The sequence below is a fragment of the Streptomyces sp. RLA131 genome, assembly GCF_056270125.1.
Genome location: NZ_JBWDOQ010000002.1, coordinates 1,970,676 through 1,986,822, shown reverse-complemented (window position 1 = coordinate 1,986,822; position 16,147 = coordinate 1,970,676). Strand labels below are relative to the sequence as shown.

At 71.2% G+C, this 16,147-nt stretch carries 12 protein-coding genes and 2 pseudogenes; 13 read left to right on the top strand and 1 reads right to left on the bottom strand.

What is annotated here, in order from left to right; all coding sequences use genetic code 11:
* The first annotated feature begins 108 nt into the window (after positions 1–108).
* The 12 genes and pseudogenes from araD to RWE79_RS09940 all read left to right on the top strand — a co-directional run bounded on the left by araD (position 109) and on the right by RWE79_RS09940 (position 15,504).
* Positions 109–1,845, top strand: coding sequence for an L-arabinonate dehydratase (araD, locus tag RWE79_RS09995; RefSeq protein WP_475939670.1), 1,737 nt, complete (start codon positions 109–111; stop codon positions 1,843–1,845).
* Between the two features lie 88 nt (positions 1,846–1,933).
* On the top strand, positions 1,934–2,860 hold the full coding sequence (locus RWE79_RS09990; RefSeq protein ID WP_475939669.1) for a carbohydrate ABC transporter permease: 927 nt from the start codon (positions 1,934–1,936) through the stop codon (positions 2,858–2,860).
* Entirely contained in the window at positions 2,857–3,756 is a 900-nt protein-coding gene (locus tag RWE79_RS09985) for a carbohydrate ABC transporter permease (RefSeq protein WP_475939668.1), read from the top strand. The genes RWE79_RS09990 and RWE79_RS09985 overlap by 4 nt, the downstream gene beginning before the upstream one ends.
* Positions 3,757–3,779: 23 nt before the next feature.
* A complete protein-coding gene (locus tag RWE79_RS09980; RefSeq protein WP_475939667.1) occupies positions 3,780–4,931 on the top strand; it encodes a Gfo/Idh/MocA family protein in 1,152 nt (383 codons plus the stop codon).
* Positions 4,931–5,800 (top strand): DUF6807 domain-containing protein, encoded by an 870-nt coding sequence (locus RWE79_RS09975; protein ID WP_475939666.1) that lies wholly within the window; start codon positions 4,931–4,933, stop codon positions 5,798–5,800. The genes RWE79_RS09980 and RWE79_RS09975 overlap by 1 nt, the downstream gene beginning before the upstream one ends.
* 155 nt (positions 5,801–5,955) lie before the next feature.
* Positions 5,956–7,293, top strand: coding sequence for an ABC transporter substrate-binding protein (locus tag RWE79_RS09970; protein ID WP_475945720.1), 1,338 nt, complete (start codon positions 5,956–5,958; stop codon positions 7,291–7,293).
* Positions 7,294–7,473: 180 nt separating this feature from the next.
* Positions 7,474–8,790 carry a pectate lyase family protein gene (locus tag RWE79_RS09965; protein ID WP_475939665.1) on the top strand — a complete coding sequence of 439 codons (1,317 nt, stop codon included), beginning with the start codon at positions 7,474–7,476 and terminating at the stop codon, positions 8,788–8,790.
* A gap of 116 nt (positions 8,791–8,906) precedes the next feature.
* Positions 8,907–9,986, top strand: a complete 1,080-nt coding sequence (locus RWE79_RS09960) for a pectinesterase family protein (protein WP_475939664.1) — start codon at positions 8,907–8,909, stop codon at positions 9,984–9,986.
* Between the two features lies 1 nt (position 9,987).
* Positions 9,988–11,133 (top strand): annotated as a pseudogene (locus tag RWE79_RS09955) (pectinesterase family protein); the annotation flags it as partial.
* An 874-nt stretch (positions 11,134–12,007) separates the two neighbouring features.
* Positions 12,008–13,207: a right-handed parallel beta-helix repeat-containing protein gene (locus RWE79_RS09950; protein ID WP_475939663.1), complete on the top strand. Its 1,200-nt coding sequence runs from the start codon at positions 12,008–12,010 to the stop codon at positions 13,205–13,207.
* Positions 13,208–13,322: 115 nt separating this feature from the next.
* Positions 13,323–14,516, top strand: coding sequence for a right-handed parallel beta-helix repeat-containing protein (locus RWE79_RS09945; RefSeq protein WP_475939662.1), 1,194 nt, complete (start codon positions 13,323–13,325; stop codon positions 14,514–14,516).
* A 181-nt stretch (positions 14,517–14,697) separates the two neighbouring features.
* Positions 14,698–15,504, top strand: coding sequence for an HAD family acid phosphatase (locus RWE79_RS09940; RefSeq protein ID WP_475939661.1), 807 nt, complete (start codon positions 14,698–14,700; stop codon positions 15,502–15,504).
* Between the two features lie 195 nt (positions 15,505–15,699).
* Here RWE79_RS09940 and RWE79_RS09935 read toward each other — a convergent pair whose 3' ends face one another.
* Positions 15,700–15,954: a hypothetical protein gene (locus RWE79_RS09935; RefSeq protein WP_475946439.1), complete on the bottom strand. Its 255-nt coding sequence runs from the start codon at positions 15,952–15,954 to the stop codon at positions 15,700–15,702.
* A gap of 54 nt (positions 15,955–16,008) precedes the next feature.
* Here RWE79_RS09935 and RWE79_RS09930 point away from each other — a divergent pair.
* Positions 16,009–16,146 (top strand): annotated as a pseudogene (locus RWE79_RS09930) (6-phospho-beta-glucosidase); the annotation flags it as partial.
* Position 16,147 lies beyond the last annotated feature (1 nt).

Here is a 16,147-nt window from a genome sequence, read left to right as displayed (position 1 = left end):
ACCGCGATGCCGTTGGAGCCGTGAGCCGTAGAACCCGCGAGCCGCAAGCCGAAGAAGCCGTAGTGCAAGCCGCCGATCAGGGACGATACGGAAGGCCTGTCAGTCATCATGCCCCCTCTGACCAACCGAGTTCCGCCGGAAGAACTCCGCAGCCACCAGTGGTACGGAACCGACGGCCTGCGCTCGTTCAGCCACCGGGCCCGCACCCGGCAGCTCGGCTATCTGCCCGAGGAGCACCTGGGCAAGCCGGTGATCGCGATCCTCAATACCTGGAGTGACATCAACCCCTGCCATGTCCACCTGCGCGACCGCGCGCAGGCGGTCAAGCGCGGGGTGTGGCAGGCGGGCGGCTTCCCGCTGGAGTTCCCGGTGTCGACGCTGTCGGAGACATACCAGAAGCCGACGCCGATGCTCTACCGCAACCTGCTGGCGATGGAGACCGAGGAGCTGCTCCGCTCCTACCCGGTGGACGGTGCCGTGCTGATGGGCGGCTGCGACAAGTCGACGCCCGCGCTGCTGATGGGCGCCGCCAGCGTGGACCTGCCGACGGTGTTCGTGCCGGCCGGCCCGATGCTGCCGGGGCACTGGCGCAACGAGGTGCTGGGCTCGGGCACCGACATGTGGAAGTACTGGGACGACAAGCGGGCCGGGCTGATCGGCGACTGCGAGCTGGGCGAACTGGAGAACGGCCTGGCCAGGTCCCCCGGTCACTGCATGACGATGGGGACGGCCTCCACCCTGACCGCGGCGGCGGAGGCGCTGGGCGTCACCGTCCCCGGGGCCTCGTCCATCCCGGCGGTCGACTCCGGGCACGACCGGATGGCGGCGGCGTCCGGGCTGCGGATCGTGGAACTCGTGTGGCAGGACCTGAGGTTGTCGCGGATCCTGACCCGTGAGGCGTACGAGGACGCGGTCGCCACCGTGCTGGCGCTGGGCGGTTCGACCAACGCCGTGATCCATCTGATCGCGATGGCCGGGCGCTCGGGGGTGACCCTCACCCTGGACGACTTCGACCGCGTCGCGCGGACGGTGCCGGTGCTGGCGAATATCAGACCTGGTGGAAGATATCTGATGGAGGACTTCCACTTCGCCGGCGGACTCCCCGGATTCCTGGCGCGGTTGAAGGACCGGCTGCACCTGGACCGCCCCACCGTCTCCCACCCGACGCTGCGCGAGCAGATCGACGGGGCGCTGGTCCACAACGACGACGTCATCCGCCCGCTCGGCAACCCGCTGGCGGAGGAGGGCGGGGTCGCCGTGCTGCGCGGCAACCTCTGCCCGGACGGCGCCGTCATCAAGCACGTCGCCGCCGAGCCGCAGCTGCTCAAGCACACCGGTCCCGCCGTCGTCTTCGACGACTACCGGACCATGCAGCGCACCATCAACGACCCGGAGCTCGGCATCACCGAGGACACCGTGCTGGTGCTGCGCAACTCCGGCCCGCTGGGCGGCCCCGGCATGCCGGAGTACGGGATGCTGCCGATCCCCGACCGCCTGCTGAAGAAGGGGGTCCGGGACATGGTGCGGATCTCCGACGCCCGGATGAGCGGCACGAGTTACGGGGCGTGCGTGCTGCACATCGCCCCCGAGTCGTACGTCGGCGGCCCGCTCGCCCTGGTCCGCTCCGGGGACCTGATCACTCTCGACGTCCAGGCGCGCACCCTGCGGCTGGAGGTCGGCGACGCCGAGCTGGAGCGCCGCCGGGCCGGCTGGCAGGCACCCCCGCCGCGCTACGGCCGCGGCTACGGCGCGCTCTACCAGGACCAGATCACCCAGGCCGACACCGGCTGCGACTTCCGCTTCCTGGCCCGGTCCGGCGAAGTGCCCGAGCCCTACGCGGGCTGACCAACTCCCCTTACGCGTCCCGCGGTCAGGGACGAACCATCACTACTCGGCAAGCGCTTTCCCCGTACCGTACGAAGGAGTACCGGTCATGGCCACAGCCGTGGCGAAACCACCCCGGCCCGCACGGCGCCGGTCAGCGAGCGCGGCACGGCGCATTCCGTACCTCCTGATCGCACCCGCCGTGGCACTGATGGTGGGCTTCATCGCCTACCCGATGTCCAGCGTCCTCTACTACAGCCTGCAGGACTACAACGTCACCAAGCCCTGGCGGAACGGCTTCGCCGGCTTCGGCAACTTCACCACGATCTTCACCGACGACCCGCTGTTCTGGACGAGCCTGCTCTTCAGCCTCAAGTGGGTCGTCGCCGAGGTCAGCCTGCAACTCGCCCTCGGCCTGGCGCTGGCGCTGCTGGTCAACCAGACCTTCGTGGGCCGCGGCATCGCCCGCGCCATGGTCTTCTCGCCCTGGGCCGTCTCGGGCGTGCTGACCACCACCATCTGGATGCTGCTCTACAACCCCTCCACCGGCATCAGCCGTTACCTGGCCGACTACGGCATCGGCGAGTACGGCACCTCCGTGCTCGCCGGCCCGAGCACCGTCTTCCCGGCCGCGGTGCTGGCCGAACTGTGGCGCGGGGTCCCCTTCTTCGCCATCCTCATCCTCGCCGACCTCCAGTCCATCCCCGGCGAGCTGTACGAGGCGGCCTCCGTGGACGGCGCGACCCGGCGCCGGCAGTTCTGGCACATCACCCTGCCGCACCTGAAGGACGCCATCGTGCTGTCCACGCTGCTGCGCGGCGTGTGGGAGTTCAACAACGTCGACCTCCTCTACACCCTCACCGGCGGCGGACCGGCCGGGCAGACCACCACCCTGCCCCTGTACGTCGCCGAAACCGGCATCAAGGGCCACGACTTCGGCTACGCCTCCGCCCTGACCACCGTCGCCTTCGTGATCCTCCTCTTCTGCTCCATCGTCTATCTGCGTCTCAGCAAGTTCGGGGGCGACCGCACATGACCAGCACCATGACGGAACACGACACCGTCGCCCCGCGCGCCGACCGCGTCCGGGGCGCCGGCCCCGGGCGCCGCCGCCCGAAGGACAAGGGGTCCCCGCGCTGGCAGATATTCCTGCCGCTCGGCCTGTACCTGCTGTTCACGATCATCCCCTTCTACTGGATGCTGCTGTTCGCGCTGCGCCCCTCGGGGTCGACGTCACTGGTGCCGTGGCCCGCCACCACCAAGCACTTCTCCAAGGTGTGGAACGACCTCGGCTTCGCGGTCTTCTTCAGGAACAGCCTGCTCATCGGTGTCGCCACGCTGGTGATGACCACGGTGGTCGCGCTGCTCGGCGGCTACGCGCTGGCACGCTTCGACTTCCGCGCCAAACAGGTCTTCATGCTGGCCCTGCTGTGCTCCCAGTTCATCCCGGGCGCGCTGATGCTGGTGCCGCTGTTCCAGATCTTCGCCAACCTGCGGCTGATCGACTCGCTGTGGAGCGTGATCATCGCCGAGACGGTGTTCCAGCTGCCCCTGTCGATCATCCTGATCAGCGGCTTCATCAAGAACGTCCCGGTCTCGCTGGAGGAGGCCGCCTGGGTCGACGGCTGCGGCCGCTTCCGGGCCTTCTGCGCGGTGGTGCTGCCGCTGCTGCGGCCGGGACTGATCGCGGTGGGTTCCTTCGCCTTCGTCCACAGCTGGAACCACTTTCTCTTCTCGCTGATGTTCCTCAGCACCCAGGAGAAGTACACGATCCCGGTCGGCCTCAGCTACACCATCGGCTCCGGCGAGAGCGTCGACCTCGGCACCCTGGCGGCGGGCGGCGTCGTGGCGGCCGTCCCGGTCGTGATCGTCTTCGCGTTCATCCAGAAGTGGCTGGTCACCGGCTTCAGCGCCGGGGCCGTGAAGGGCTGACACCCCCGGACAAGGAGGTCCGAATGGCACCGATATCCGTCGTTCTGGCGGGCGCACGCGGCCACGGCCGGTGGCACCTGCAGAACCTGCGCCGGCTCGCCGGCACCGGACGTGTCAGGCTCACCGGCGTCTGCGACGTGACCCCGCCCGACCCGGCCGACCTCGCCGGCCTGGGCCGCCCCGAACAGGGCACGGACCTGGGGGAGCTGACCGCCCGCACCGGCGCCGCGATCGTCATCGTCTGCACACCGATCCACACCCACACCGACCTGGCGCTCGCCGCCGCCGCGCAGGGCGCCCACGTCCTGCTGGAGAAGCCGCCCGCGCCCTCCTACGCCGAGTACGAACGCCTCGTCACCGGCATCGAGGCGAGTGGCCGGGCCTGCCAGATCGGCTTCCAGTCGCTGGGCTCGCAAGCCCTCGCCGGCATCCGTGAACTCGTCGCGGACGGTGCCGTCGGTGCCGTACGCGGCATCGGGGCGGCCGGCAACTGGGTACGCGAGGAGCACTACTTCACCCGCGCCGCCTGGTCCGGGCACCGCACCCTGGGCGGCCGCGACGTCGTCGACGGCGTCCTGACCAACCCGCTGGCCCACGCGGTGGCCACCGCCCTGGCCATCGACGGCAGCCACCTGGCCGAGGACGTCGAGAGCATCGAGCTGGAGCTGTACCGGGCCAACGCCATCGAGTCCGACGACACCTCGGCGGTACGGCTGCGCACGGCACGCGGCACCAGGATCACCGTGGCGGCCACCCTCTGCGCCGAACGGGCCGCCGAACCGTATGTCGTGGTCCACGGCGACCGGGGCCGCGTCACCTTCTGGTACAAGCAGGACCTGGTGCTGCTCCAGCGCGCCGACCGGGGCCCGGAGGAACGGACCTACGGGCGCACCGACCTGCTGGAGAACCTGATCGCCCATGTGCGGGACGGCTCCCCGCTGCTGGTCCCGCCGCGCGCGACCGGCGCCTTCATGAAGGTGGTCGAGGCGGTACGGACCGCCCCCGACCCGGTGCGGCTGCCCGAGGGCGCCTGGCGCGCCGAGCGGCACGAGGGCGCGGTACGGCGCGTGGTGCCGGGTGTCGACGGCATGGTGGCCGCCGGGGCGGAGACGCTGGCGCTGTTCTCGGAACTGGGCGCGCCGTGGGCCGCCGCCCCGGCGGGGGCGGGACGCTGATGGGCGTCACCGGGACCACCGCCGCCCGAGCGCTGACGCTGCGCTGCGCCGGCCGTACCGTCGGCCGCTACACCTACCGGCCCGAGCTGCCGGGCCGGCTCGGCCCGCGTCCGTATCTGCATCCGCTGACGACCACCGCCGGGGTGCCGGTCACCGCGTTCATGCCGGGCGACCACCCGCACCATCTCGGGGTGAGCGTCGCGGTGCCGGACGCGGGGGGCCACAACTTCTGGGGCGGACGCACCTATGTGCGCGGCCAGGGGCCGACCGAGCTGGACAACCACGGGGTGCAGGCCCACCGGGGCTGGCTGCTGCGCGACCCGGACGGCTTCGTGGAGGAGCTGTCCTGGCGGGCCGGCGGCCGGGAGTTACTGCGCGAGCGCCGTACCGTCGCGGTCCGCGGTTTCAGCGCCGACTGCTGGGCCCTGGACTTCACCTTCGCCCTCACCAACTCCTCCGGCGGTGAGCTGTCCATCGGCAGCCCGGCCACCAACGGCCGCCCCGGCGCCGGCTACGGCGGTTTCTTCTGGCGGGCGCCCACCGGGTCCGGGCCGGCCGTCCGGGTGTTCACGGCGGACGCGGAGGGCGAGGACGCCGTGCACGGCCGGACGGCGGACTGGCTGGCGCTCGGCGGGGACCGCTGGACCCTGGTCTTCGCCGGCGCGACGCGGCCGACGCGGGCCGACCCCTGGTTCGTCCGGACCGCCGAGTACCCCGGTGTCGGGTCCTCGCTGGCCTGGCGGGACCGGCTGCCGCTGCCGCCCGGCCGGACGGTGACCCGGCGGATCGCCACGGCCGTGGTGGACGGCCGGCTCGGCCGGGCCGAGGCCGCGGGGCTGGTCCACCGGCTCACCGAAGGCGGTGTCTGATGCCCGGTACACCGTACAAACCGCGTCATATACCACGCCATATACGACGTATGTCCCTCCCGGTCGTCGCCGGCTCCGCGCCGGGCCGGCCGGAGCACCACGAGTCCCGAGCACCGAGCACTTACCGAACAGGAGATTCCACGATGACCGCACCAATGGGCCGCAGACTCCGCAGACTCCGCACCGGCGTCACCGCGGTCGCGGCCGTGTCCGCACTGGCTCTCGCCGCCACCGCCTGCGGGACGGACGGCTCCGGCAGCAAGGGCGACGAGGGCAGCGGCAAGGGCGAGATCACCTTCTGGGACAACAACGGAGGGGTCAGGACCGAGGTCTGGAAGCAGATCATCGCCAAGTTCGAGAAGAAGTACCCGGACATCAAGGTGAAGTACGTCGGGGTGACGGCCGCCGAGGTGCAGCAGAAGTACGACACGGCCATCGCGGGTGGCGGCAGCGGACTGCCGGACGTGGGCGGCGTCGGTACGGCGTTGCTGGCGGACCTGGTCCCGCAGGGCGCGCTGGCGCCGGTGACCGACCGGATCGACTCCGGCGCGCTGAAGGGCAAGCTCGACCCCAACCTGGTCAGGGGCGTCCAGGTGGCCGGCGGTGACGACGAGCTCTACACGCTGCCGACCTCGGCGAACATGGGCATCCTGTGGTACCGCACCGACCTGTTCAAGGCGGCCGGTGTTCAGCCCCCGACCACCTGGGACAACTTCTACACCGCGACCACGAAGCTGACGGACAAGAAGAAGAACGAGTTCGGCTTCACCTTCCGCGGCGGCGCCGGGTCGGTGGCCCAGGCGCTGGACATGATGTACGGCCAGTCGGGGATCACCACCTTCTGGAACGGTGACAAGAGCACGGTCAGCGACCCGAAGAACGTCGCGGCCCTGGAGAAGTACGTCGGCCTGTACAAGAAGGTCACGCCCTCGGCCGACCTGAACAACGACTTCACCAAGATGGTCGCCGAGTTCGACACCGGCAAGATCGGCATTCTCCAGCACAACCTGGGCTCGTACCAGAACCATGTGGACGCCCTGGGCAAGGACAACTTCGCGGGTGTGGCGATGCCGCTGGACGCGAGCGGGGTCCGCACCACGGTCTCCAACCCGGTGGACGGGCTGGGGCTGTTCAAGGCGAGCAGGAACAAGGAGGCGGCCTGGAAGTTCATGGAGTTCGCCGGGTCGGCGGAGATGAACAGCCTGTGGAACGAGTCGGCGGGCTCCATACCGGCCAACTCCGAGGCGCAGAAGGCCTCCTGGATCGCGCAGTCGCCGACCACCAAGGCCGCTCTGGACGCGCTGACCGACAGCAACACCAAGATCGTCCAGCTGCCGTACTACCTGCCGGACTGGGGCACGATCAGCAAGACCGACACCGAGCCCGACTTCCAGAAGCTGGTGCTGGGCAAGGAGACGGCCAAGCAGTTCCTGGACCTGTTCGCGCAGAAGATCGACGCGGCCCAGGCCGACTGGAAGAAGCACAGCTCCTGACCGGCCCCACCCCGGTCCTCACCCGCTCCTCACCCGGCCCGGCACCGGCACGCCGATACCGGCACCGGCACGCCGATACCGGCACCGGCACCGATACCGGCACCGGCACCGGGAGGGGCGGTCTGCCGCCGCCCCTCCCGGCCTCACCCGCACCGCACCTTCTCCCCGCAAGGAGCAGCAATGCGCAGGTCAGTCTGTCATGCCCGCATCATCGCAACCCTGGTCGGCTGCGCCTCCCTGGCGCTGGCCGCCGCCTCCGCCGTACCGGCCCAGGCCGCGTCCCCCGCCCGTGCCACGCTCCCCGCGGGCGACGGCTGGGCGTCGAGCGGCACCGGCACCACCGGCGGCGCGGCCGCCGACGCCGCCCACGTCCTGACCGTACGCAACCGTGCCCAGCTGGTCGCCGCCCTCAACGGCGGCGACAGCACCCCCAAGATCATCCAGGTGCGGGGCACCATCGACTTCAACACCGACGACACCGGCGCCGCGCTCGGCTGCGACGACTACGCCACCGGCGGCTACTCCCTCGACGCTTACCTCACCGCCTACGACCCCGGCACCTGGGGCCGTACCACCGAGCCCTCCGGCGCCCAGGAGGACGCCCGCGCCGCCTCCCAGAAGGTGCAGGCCGAGCGGGTCCAGGTCGTCGTCGGCTCCAACACCACCATCGTCGGCGTCGGCAAGGGCGCCACGATCCTGGGCGGCAACCTGATGGTCAAGGGCGCCGACAACGTCATCATCCGCAACCTCGCGTTCGAGAACGCCTCCGACTGCTTCCCCGCCTGGGACCCCACCGACGGCGACACCGGCAACTGGAACTCGGAGTACGACAACCTCACCGTGGTCACCTCCACCCATGTCTGGGTCGACCACAACACCTTCTCCGACGGCGCCGAGCCCGACTCCTCGCTGCCGAGCTACTACGGCCGCATCTACCAGAAGCACGACGGCCTCTTCGACATCATCAAGGGCTCCGACCTGATCACCGGATCGTGGAACGTCTTCAAGGAGCACGACAAGACGTCGCTGATCGGCAACAGCGACAGCGCCTCCGCGACCGACGCGGGCAAGCTGCGGGTGACGCTGCACCACAACCTCTACCGGAACGTCACCGAGCGCGCCCCGAGGGTCCGTTTCGGCCAGGTCGACGCCTACAACAACCACTACGTCACCACCGCGGACTCCGGCTACGAGTTCGGCTACAGCCTCGGCGTCGGCTACCAGTCGCAACTCGTCGCCGAGGCCAACGCCTTCACCCTCCCGGCCGGTACCGACGTCGGCACCGTCATCAAGAAGTGGAAGGGCACCGCCCTGACCGCCGACGACAACTACGTCAACGGCACCGAGACCGATCTGCTCGCCGTCCACAACACCAACGTCCCGGGCGAACTCCTCGGCGACGACGCCGGCTGGGCCCCCACCCTGCGCACGGCGGTCGACGCCCCGAGGGACATCCCGCGCATCGTCGACTGCCACGCGGGCGCCGGCAAGCTCTGACCCGGCCCCCCGGACCTCCCCCCACGGGCGGGCGCCGGCCGACCGTCCCCGGCCGGCGCCCCGCCGCCCCCGCGCCCCCACGCTCACCCCGCACCCATCCACAAAGGAGTGGACCCTTGCCCCTGACCCGCAGATCCGCCCTCCTGGCCGGGACGGCCGCCGCCCTCGGGCTCGGAGCCGGCCCGGCCACCGCCACCGCCGCCCGCGCCGCCGACCGGCGCCGCACCCTGTTCGTCCCCGCCGGTGACTCCCTCCAGGCAGCCGTCGACGCCACCCCCGACCTGCCCGCGGAGCCCTGGACGATCGTGCTCGGCCCCGGCATCCACCGTGAGACGGTCCTGATCACGGCCTCCAAGACCGGCCTGAGCCTGACCGGCGCCACCGCCGACCCGCGCGACACGGTGATCGTCTACGACCACGCCAACGGCACCCCCAAGCCCGACGGCAGCGGCACCTACGGCACCACCGGTTCGGCGACCACCACCGTGCAGGCCGACGGCTTCACCGCTCGCCACCTGACCTTCGCCAACGACTGGCTGCGCGCCGACCACCCCGGGATCACCGGCACCCAGGCCGTCGCCATCAAGGTGCAGGGCGACCGGTCCGCCTTCCACCACTGCCGCTTCCTCGGCCACCAGGACACGCTGTACGCCGACTCGACGGCCCTGACCGCCTTCGCCCGGCAGTACTACGACCGCTGCTACATCGAGGGCGACGTCGACTTCGTCTTCGGCCGGGCCACCGCCGTCTACGAGCACTGCCACTTCCACACCCTGGACCGCGGCGACCTCGCCTCGGCCCCGTACGGCTTCGTCTTCGCCCCCAGCACCGCCGCCGCCAACCCGCGCGGCTACCTGGTGACCGGCTCCAGGATCACCAGCGCCGCGCCGGACACGTACTACCGGCTGGCCCGCCCCTGGGTACCGGGTTCCGACCCCACGGCCGTGCCGATGCTCACCGTCCGCGACAGCCGGCTGGGCCCCGGCGTCAACGCGGCCGAGCCGTACGCCAACATGTCCGCCGGCTTCCCATGGCAGAACCAGCGCTTCCGCGAGTACCGCAACAGCGGCCCCGGCGCGCTGATCACGGTGCCGGACAACCGGCCGCAGCTCACCGACGAGGAGGCCGCCTCGGCCACCCGCGAGGTGTACCTCGGCGACTGGGCCCCGTGGCGCGCCCCCGAGGGGAGCCGCTGACATGGCCGACCCCCGCCTGAGCCGCCGCTCCCTGCTGACCGCCACGGCGACGGCCGCCGCCCTGGGCTGGGCCGCGGCCACCACCGCCGCAGCCGCCACAGCCCGCGCCGCCACCCCCACCCCCACCGGCAGCGCCGACGACGGACGCTTCGGCGACCACGGCTCCCCCGGCCACCGCCCCGACCGCCGTACGCTCTTCGTGGACGCCGCCGGACACGGCGACCACACCACGGTCCAGGCCGCGGTGGACGCCGTCCCCGGCACCCCGGCCGGCGGCTGGACCCTGGTCATCGCCCCGGGCACCTACCGCGAGACCGTCACCGTGCCCGCCGGCCGGGCCGGGCTGACCCTCACCGGCGCCACCGGCGACCCGCGCGACATCGTCATCGTGTACGACAACGCCAACGGCACCCCCAAGCCCGACGGCAGCGGCACCTACGGCACCGCGGGCTCGGCCACCTTCACCTCCGCCGCACCCGGGGTGACCGTACGTGACCTCACCGTCGCCAACGACTGGCTGCGCGCCGACCACCCCGACATCACCGGCACCCAGGCCGTCGCCGTCCACGCCACCGGCGACCGCACCTTCTTCGACCACGTCCGGCTGCTGGCCCACCAGGACACCCTGTTCGCCGACACCACCGCCCTGGACACCTTCGACCGGCACTACTACCGCGACTGCCACATCGAGGGCGACGTCGACTTCGTCTTCGGCCGGGCCACCGCCGTCTTCGACCGCTGCGCGTTCCACACCCTGGACCGGGCGGTGGACTTCACCCCGTACGGCATGGTGTTCGCGCCCGCCACGGCCCGAGCCAACCCGCACGGTTTCCTGGCCCTGCGCTCCCGCGTGACCAGTGGCGCGCCGGACGCCGCGTACAAGATCGCCCGGCCCTGGGTGCCGTCGTACGAGACCACGGCCTGGCCGATGCTGACCGTCCGCGACAGCTGGCTCGGCCCGGGCATCGACGCCGTGGCCCCGTACACCGACATGCGCGCGGCCTACCCCTGGCAGACCATGCGCTTCCGCGAGTACGCCAACGTCGGCCCCGGCGCGGTGATCACGGTCCCCGACAACCGGCCGCAGCTCACCGACGAGGAGGCGGCCACCCGGACCGTCGCCGACTGGCTCGGCGACTGGGCGCCGCAGCTCACCCCGCGCCGCCCGGGCCCGCGGGGCGGACGCCATGTCACCGTCCGGGTGGCCGGCGACTCCACCGCCTCGGTCTACGCGACCGGCACCGCGCCCCGCACCGGCTGGGCCCAGGCGCTCCCGCTCTTCGCCGGCGGCGGGGTCGCCGTGGACGACCGCGCCCTGTCCGGGGCCAGCTCCAAGAGCTACGAGGACGCCGGACTCCTCGACCACATCCTGCGCGACATCCGGCCCGGCGACCGGCTGCTGGTGTCCTTCGGCCACAACGACGAGAAGACCACCGACCCGGCCCGCGGCACCGACCCCGCGACCACCTTCCGGACCTATCTGCGCAGCTACCTAGACGGCGCCCGGCAGCTCGGCGCGCACCCGGTGCTCGTCACGCCCGTCGAGCGCCGCCGTTTCGGCGCCGACGGGCACGCCTACGCCTCGCACGGCGACTACCCGGCGGCGATGAAGGCACTGGCCGAGGAGGAGGACGTACCGCTGGTCGACCTCCAGGCGCTCAGCCTCGCCCTGTGGGACGAGCTGGGGGCGGAGGCCACCAAGGACTGCTTCCTCTGGCTCGACGCGGGGGAGTCCCCCAACTACCCGGCCGGCGTGGCCGACAACACCCACTTCCAGGCCCACGGGGCCATCGAGGTCGCCCGGCTGGTCGCCCGCGAACTGCACCGGCAGCACCTCCTCCCGCCGGGGGCCCTGACCGGTCTGGACGACGCCGTCCCCGACGACGCGATCAGCTGGCCGGACACCCTCCCGGAGCTCTAGCTCCCCCCCACAACCACAACCACAACCCACAACTCCACCCCCCCACAGCACCGGCGCCGGGACGCGCCGGTCGACACCCCCACGGGAAGGGATCCGCACCATGAGCCGAATCCGCTCCGCACGCTCCGCACGCTCCGCACGCTCCGCACGCACCGCACGCTCCGCACGCACCGCCCGTTCCAGCCGCTCCCGGCGGTCCGCCGCGACCGCGTTCGCGGTCCTGGCCGCCACCACCGGCGGCGCCCTGCTGACCGCGCCCCAGGCGCACGCCGCCACCGTCACGGTGTCCACCACGGCGGCCCTGCAGAGCGCCATCTCCAGTGCCGCAGCCGGCACCGTCATCCAGGTGCGCGGCGGCACGTACTACCCGACGGCCACGCTGCAGTCGACGGCCAACGGCACCTCCTCCAACCGGGTCTACCTGCAGGCCTACGGCTCGGAGACGGTCAAGATCGACGGCTCCAGCCTTCCCGACGGCGACTGGATCTTCAAACTCACCGCCGACTACTGGACGGTCTCGAACATCACCTTCCAGAACTCCCCGGACAGCGCGGTGGTCTGCCAGTCCTGCGCCTCGACGCTGTGGAGCAACGTCAAGACCATCGACAACGGCGACTCCGGGTTCACCCTCACCGGCGACTCCACGACCAACAACACCGTCAAGAACCTGGACAGTTACGGCAACTACGACGCCGCCACCCACGGGGAGAACGCCGACGGCGTCGCCATCAAGTTCGGCTCCGGCACCGGCAATCTGGTCACCGGCGCCCGCCTCTACAACAACTCCGACGACGGCCTCGACCTGTGGTCCTTCTCGTCCCCCGTCACCATCGAGCACACCTGGTCCTTCGGCAACGGCAAGAACCGCTGGTCGGACTCCGCCTTCGCGGGCGACGGCAACGGCTACAAGCTGGGCGGCGACGGTGAGACCGTCGCCCATGTCGTCAACAACTCCGCCGCGTGGGACGACGCGGGCAGCGGCTTCACCGAGAACAGCAACACCGGGGCGATCGTCATCAACCGCACCACCGCCTACGCCAACACCAAGTACGGTTACTACTTCGCCACCAGCTCGGCGAAGCTGGGCAAGAACCTCGCCGTGAGCAACGGCAGCGGCTCGGTGTCCAAGGGCGGTTCGGTGACCTCGGCAGGCAACAACTGGGACTCCGGGATCTCCACCCCGTCGTTCGTCAGCACCGACGCCACCACCTGCTACAACTCCCGTCAGTCCGACGGGTCGCTGCCCGCCACGACCTTCCTCACCACCGGCAGCAGCACCATCGGCGCCACGATGAACTGAGCCGTACGGAACCGGTTCCGGATTCGTTCCGGATTCATTCCGGATTCGCGGCAACCTTTCGGCGTCCGGCGGCAACCACAGGAAACCAGGACCATCGCGAGAGGATCCCTTCCCCGTGAGACGCTCCGCCGGACGCCACCGCAAGGACCCCTCCCTGTCGATCGCCACCGTGCTGGTGGCGGTCGGCTGCGGGACGGGGGTCTACCTCACCGCCATGCCGCTCTACGCCCAGGCGTCCACCACGGTCACGGTCTCCACCACCGCGGGCCTGCGGAGCGCCGTCGAGGGCGCCTCGGCCGGCACCGTGATCCGGGTACGCGGCGGCACGTACTACCCGACCAGCACCCTGCGCGCCGCCGCGAGCGGCCGGCCGGGCTCGCGGATCACCCTGACCGCGTACGGGTCGGAGACGGTCCGGATCGACGGCTCCCGGCTGCCCGCCGGCTCCACGCTGGCCGGGATCAGCGGCAGTTACTGGACGGTGTCCGGGCTGCGCTTCCAGAACTCCCCGGCGCGCGGCCTGGTCGTGACCTCCAGCACCGGCGGGATCTTCAGCAACCTCGCCACCAGCGGCAACGGCGGCAGCGGGTTCACCCTGCGCGGCGACCGTACGGTGGACAACCTGATCCGGAACCTGGACTCCTACGACAACCACGACCCGGCGGGCCGGCGCGACGACGCCGACGGACTGGCCGTCACCTCGGGCTCGGGCAGCGGCAACCGGGTCACCGGGGCCCGGCTGTTCAACAACGCGGACGACGGCATGGACGTGTGGCGGTGGGCCTCCCCGGTCACCGTCGAGCGCAGCTGGGCCTTCGGCAACGGCAAGGCCGGCGACGGCGAGAGCGGCACCGGCGAGACCGGCGAGACCGGCAAGACCGGCGAGACCGGCAACAGCCGGCACGGCAACGGCTTCGTGCTCGCCGCCGCCCACAACTCCGCCCCGCACCTGCTGCGTTCCAACGCCGCCTGGGACAACGCCGCCGACGGCTTCACCGGGGGCTCCGGCTCCGGCGCGGTCAGCCTCGACCGCAACACCGCCTACGCCAACCGCGGCACCGGCTTCCGCTTCGCCACCGGCGCCGCCCGGCTGACCAGGAACCTCGCGGTCGCCGACACCGGCGGCCCGGCCGAACTCGGCGCCCAGGCCGTCTCGTCGGGCAACAGCTGGGACGCCGGGGTCGCCGCCCCGTCCTTCGGCTCGGGGGACGCCGCCACCGCCCACGCGCCACGCCGGGCGGGCGGTTCGCTGCCCGCGACGGCCTTCCTCGGCACGGACGGCGGCACGATCGGCGCGACGATGCGCTGAGCGCCCACCGCCTCGTACGTTCATATGAATCGCATAACGGAAGCATAAAGTGCGTTGTACGCCTTGTGTTGATGCGCGTAGACAAGCGGTGACCTGGTGCAGAGGGGGCGCGAGTTCCGCCGGGCACCACGTCTCATCCCGACCTCGTGGCCTGCACAAGGCCAGATCCGGAGACCCATCCATGCGCACATCCGTCAGAGTGGCGTCGATCGCCGCAGCCTGTGCCATCGCGAGCGGTGCCCTGTACGGCGCCGGTGTCGCGACCGCGGGCGACAACGGCAAGGTGACCGAGGCGCGGCACAGCAGCGAGCCGCACAACATCGGCAGGCTCGTCACGGAGATCGACGAGTACTACGGCACCACCAAGGACGCGAACGGCGTCTACCAGTCCGCCGCGGACAGCGACTACGCCAAGGACGTCGCCAGCGTGCTGTCCGAGGCCAAGAAGGACATCAAGCGCGCGGCCGGCAAGCACTACAAGAAGGGTGTGAAGCCGGCGATCGTCCTCGACGTCGACGACACCCTGCTTCTCAGCCTCGACTACGAGAAGAAGACCAACTACACGTACAACAGCACCACCTGGGCCGCCTACGTCGAGCAGGCGGACCGCCCCGCGGTTCCCGGCATGACCTCGCTGGTCGACTACGCCGACTCCAAGCACGTCGAGGTCTTCCTCCTCTCCGGCCTGGCCGAGGCCCAGCGTTCCGCCGCGGTGAAGAACCTCACCACCGACGGCTACGCCCTGGACCTCGACGCGGACCACGTCTTCCTCAAGAACAAGGCCAACCCGCCGTCGTACCTGAGCAGCTGCGCCTCCGTCACGGCCTGGACCTGCACCACCGTCCAGTACAAGGCCGGCACCCGCGCCTACATCGAGTCCCTCGGCTACGACGTCATCGGCAACTTCGGTGACCAGTACTCCGACCTCGACGGCGGCTACGCCGACAAGTCGTACAAGATCCCGAACCCGACCTACTTCGTCTCCTAGAAGTCTTCCGGAAGCGGCCGGGACCTGGTCCCCGGCAGGCCCGTGGTGCACGGCTCCGGCCGCGCACCACGGGCCTGCCCCGTTTACGGGCCGCTGCGCCGCCTTCGGCCGCGCACACCCGCCGGCGGGCGGTGCGCGGCACCAGGACGGTGGTCACGCATGTGACGACGAAGGCCGGGGCCGTCGGTCCGGCTGTCAGGTCTTCCTCCCTCGTTGTACGACGCGCCAGTTGATGAGGACCAGCACCAGGATCAGTACGAAGAACGCCCGGAGGACGGCCGCGCCGTAGCCGTGGTCGTTGTCGAGGAAGGCGGACTGGTAGAAGTACAGCAGCGTGGTCAGGCCGGCCTGGCCGGGGCCGCCGGGGCCGGCATTGGCGGCGATTGCCGCGAAGCTCTGGAGGCCGTTGATGGTCGGGATGACGACGGTGAACAGGATGACGGGGCGCATGACCGGCACGGTGATCCGCAGGGGTCCGCACCGGGCCGGCGCCGTCCGTCTCACGCCGCCACCACCGGCGAACGGGCCGCCGCGCCGCGCGCCTTCGCGCTGCACCCACTCGTGGACTCCGTGACCGTCGCCCAGCGACTGCCGGACGGCTGCCGCAAGCACGTACCCGACCTCGTCTACCTCCGGGACTGAG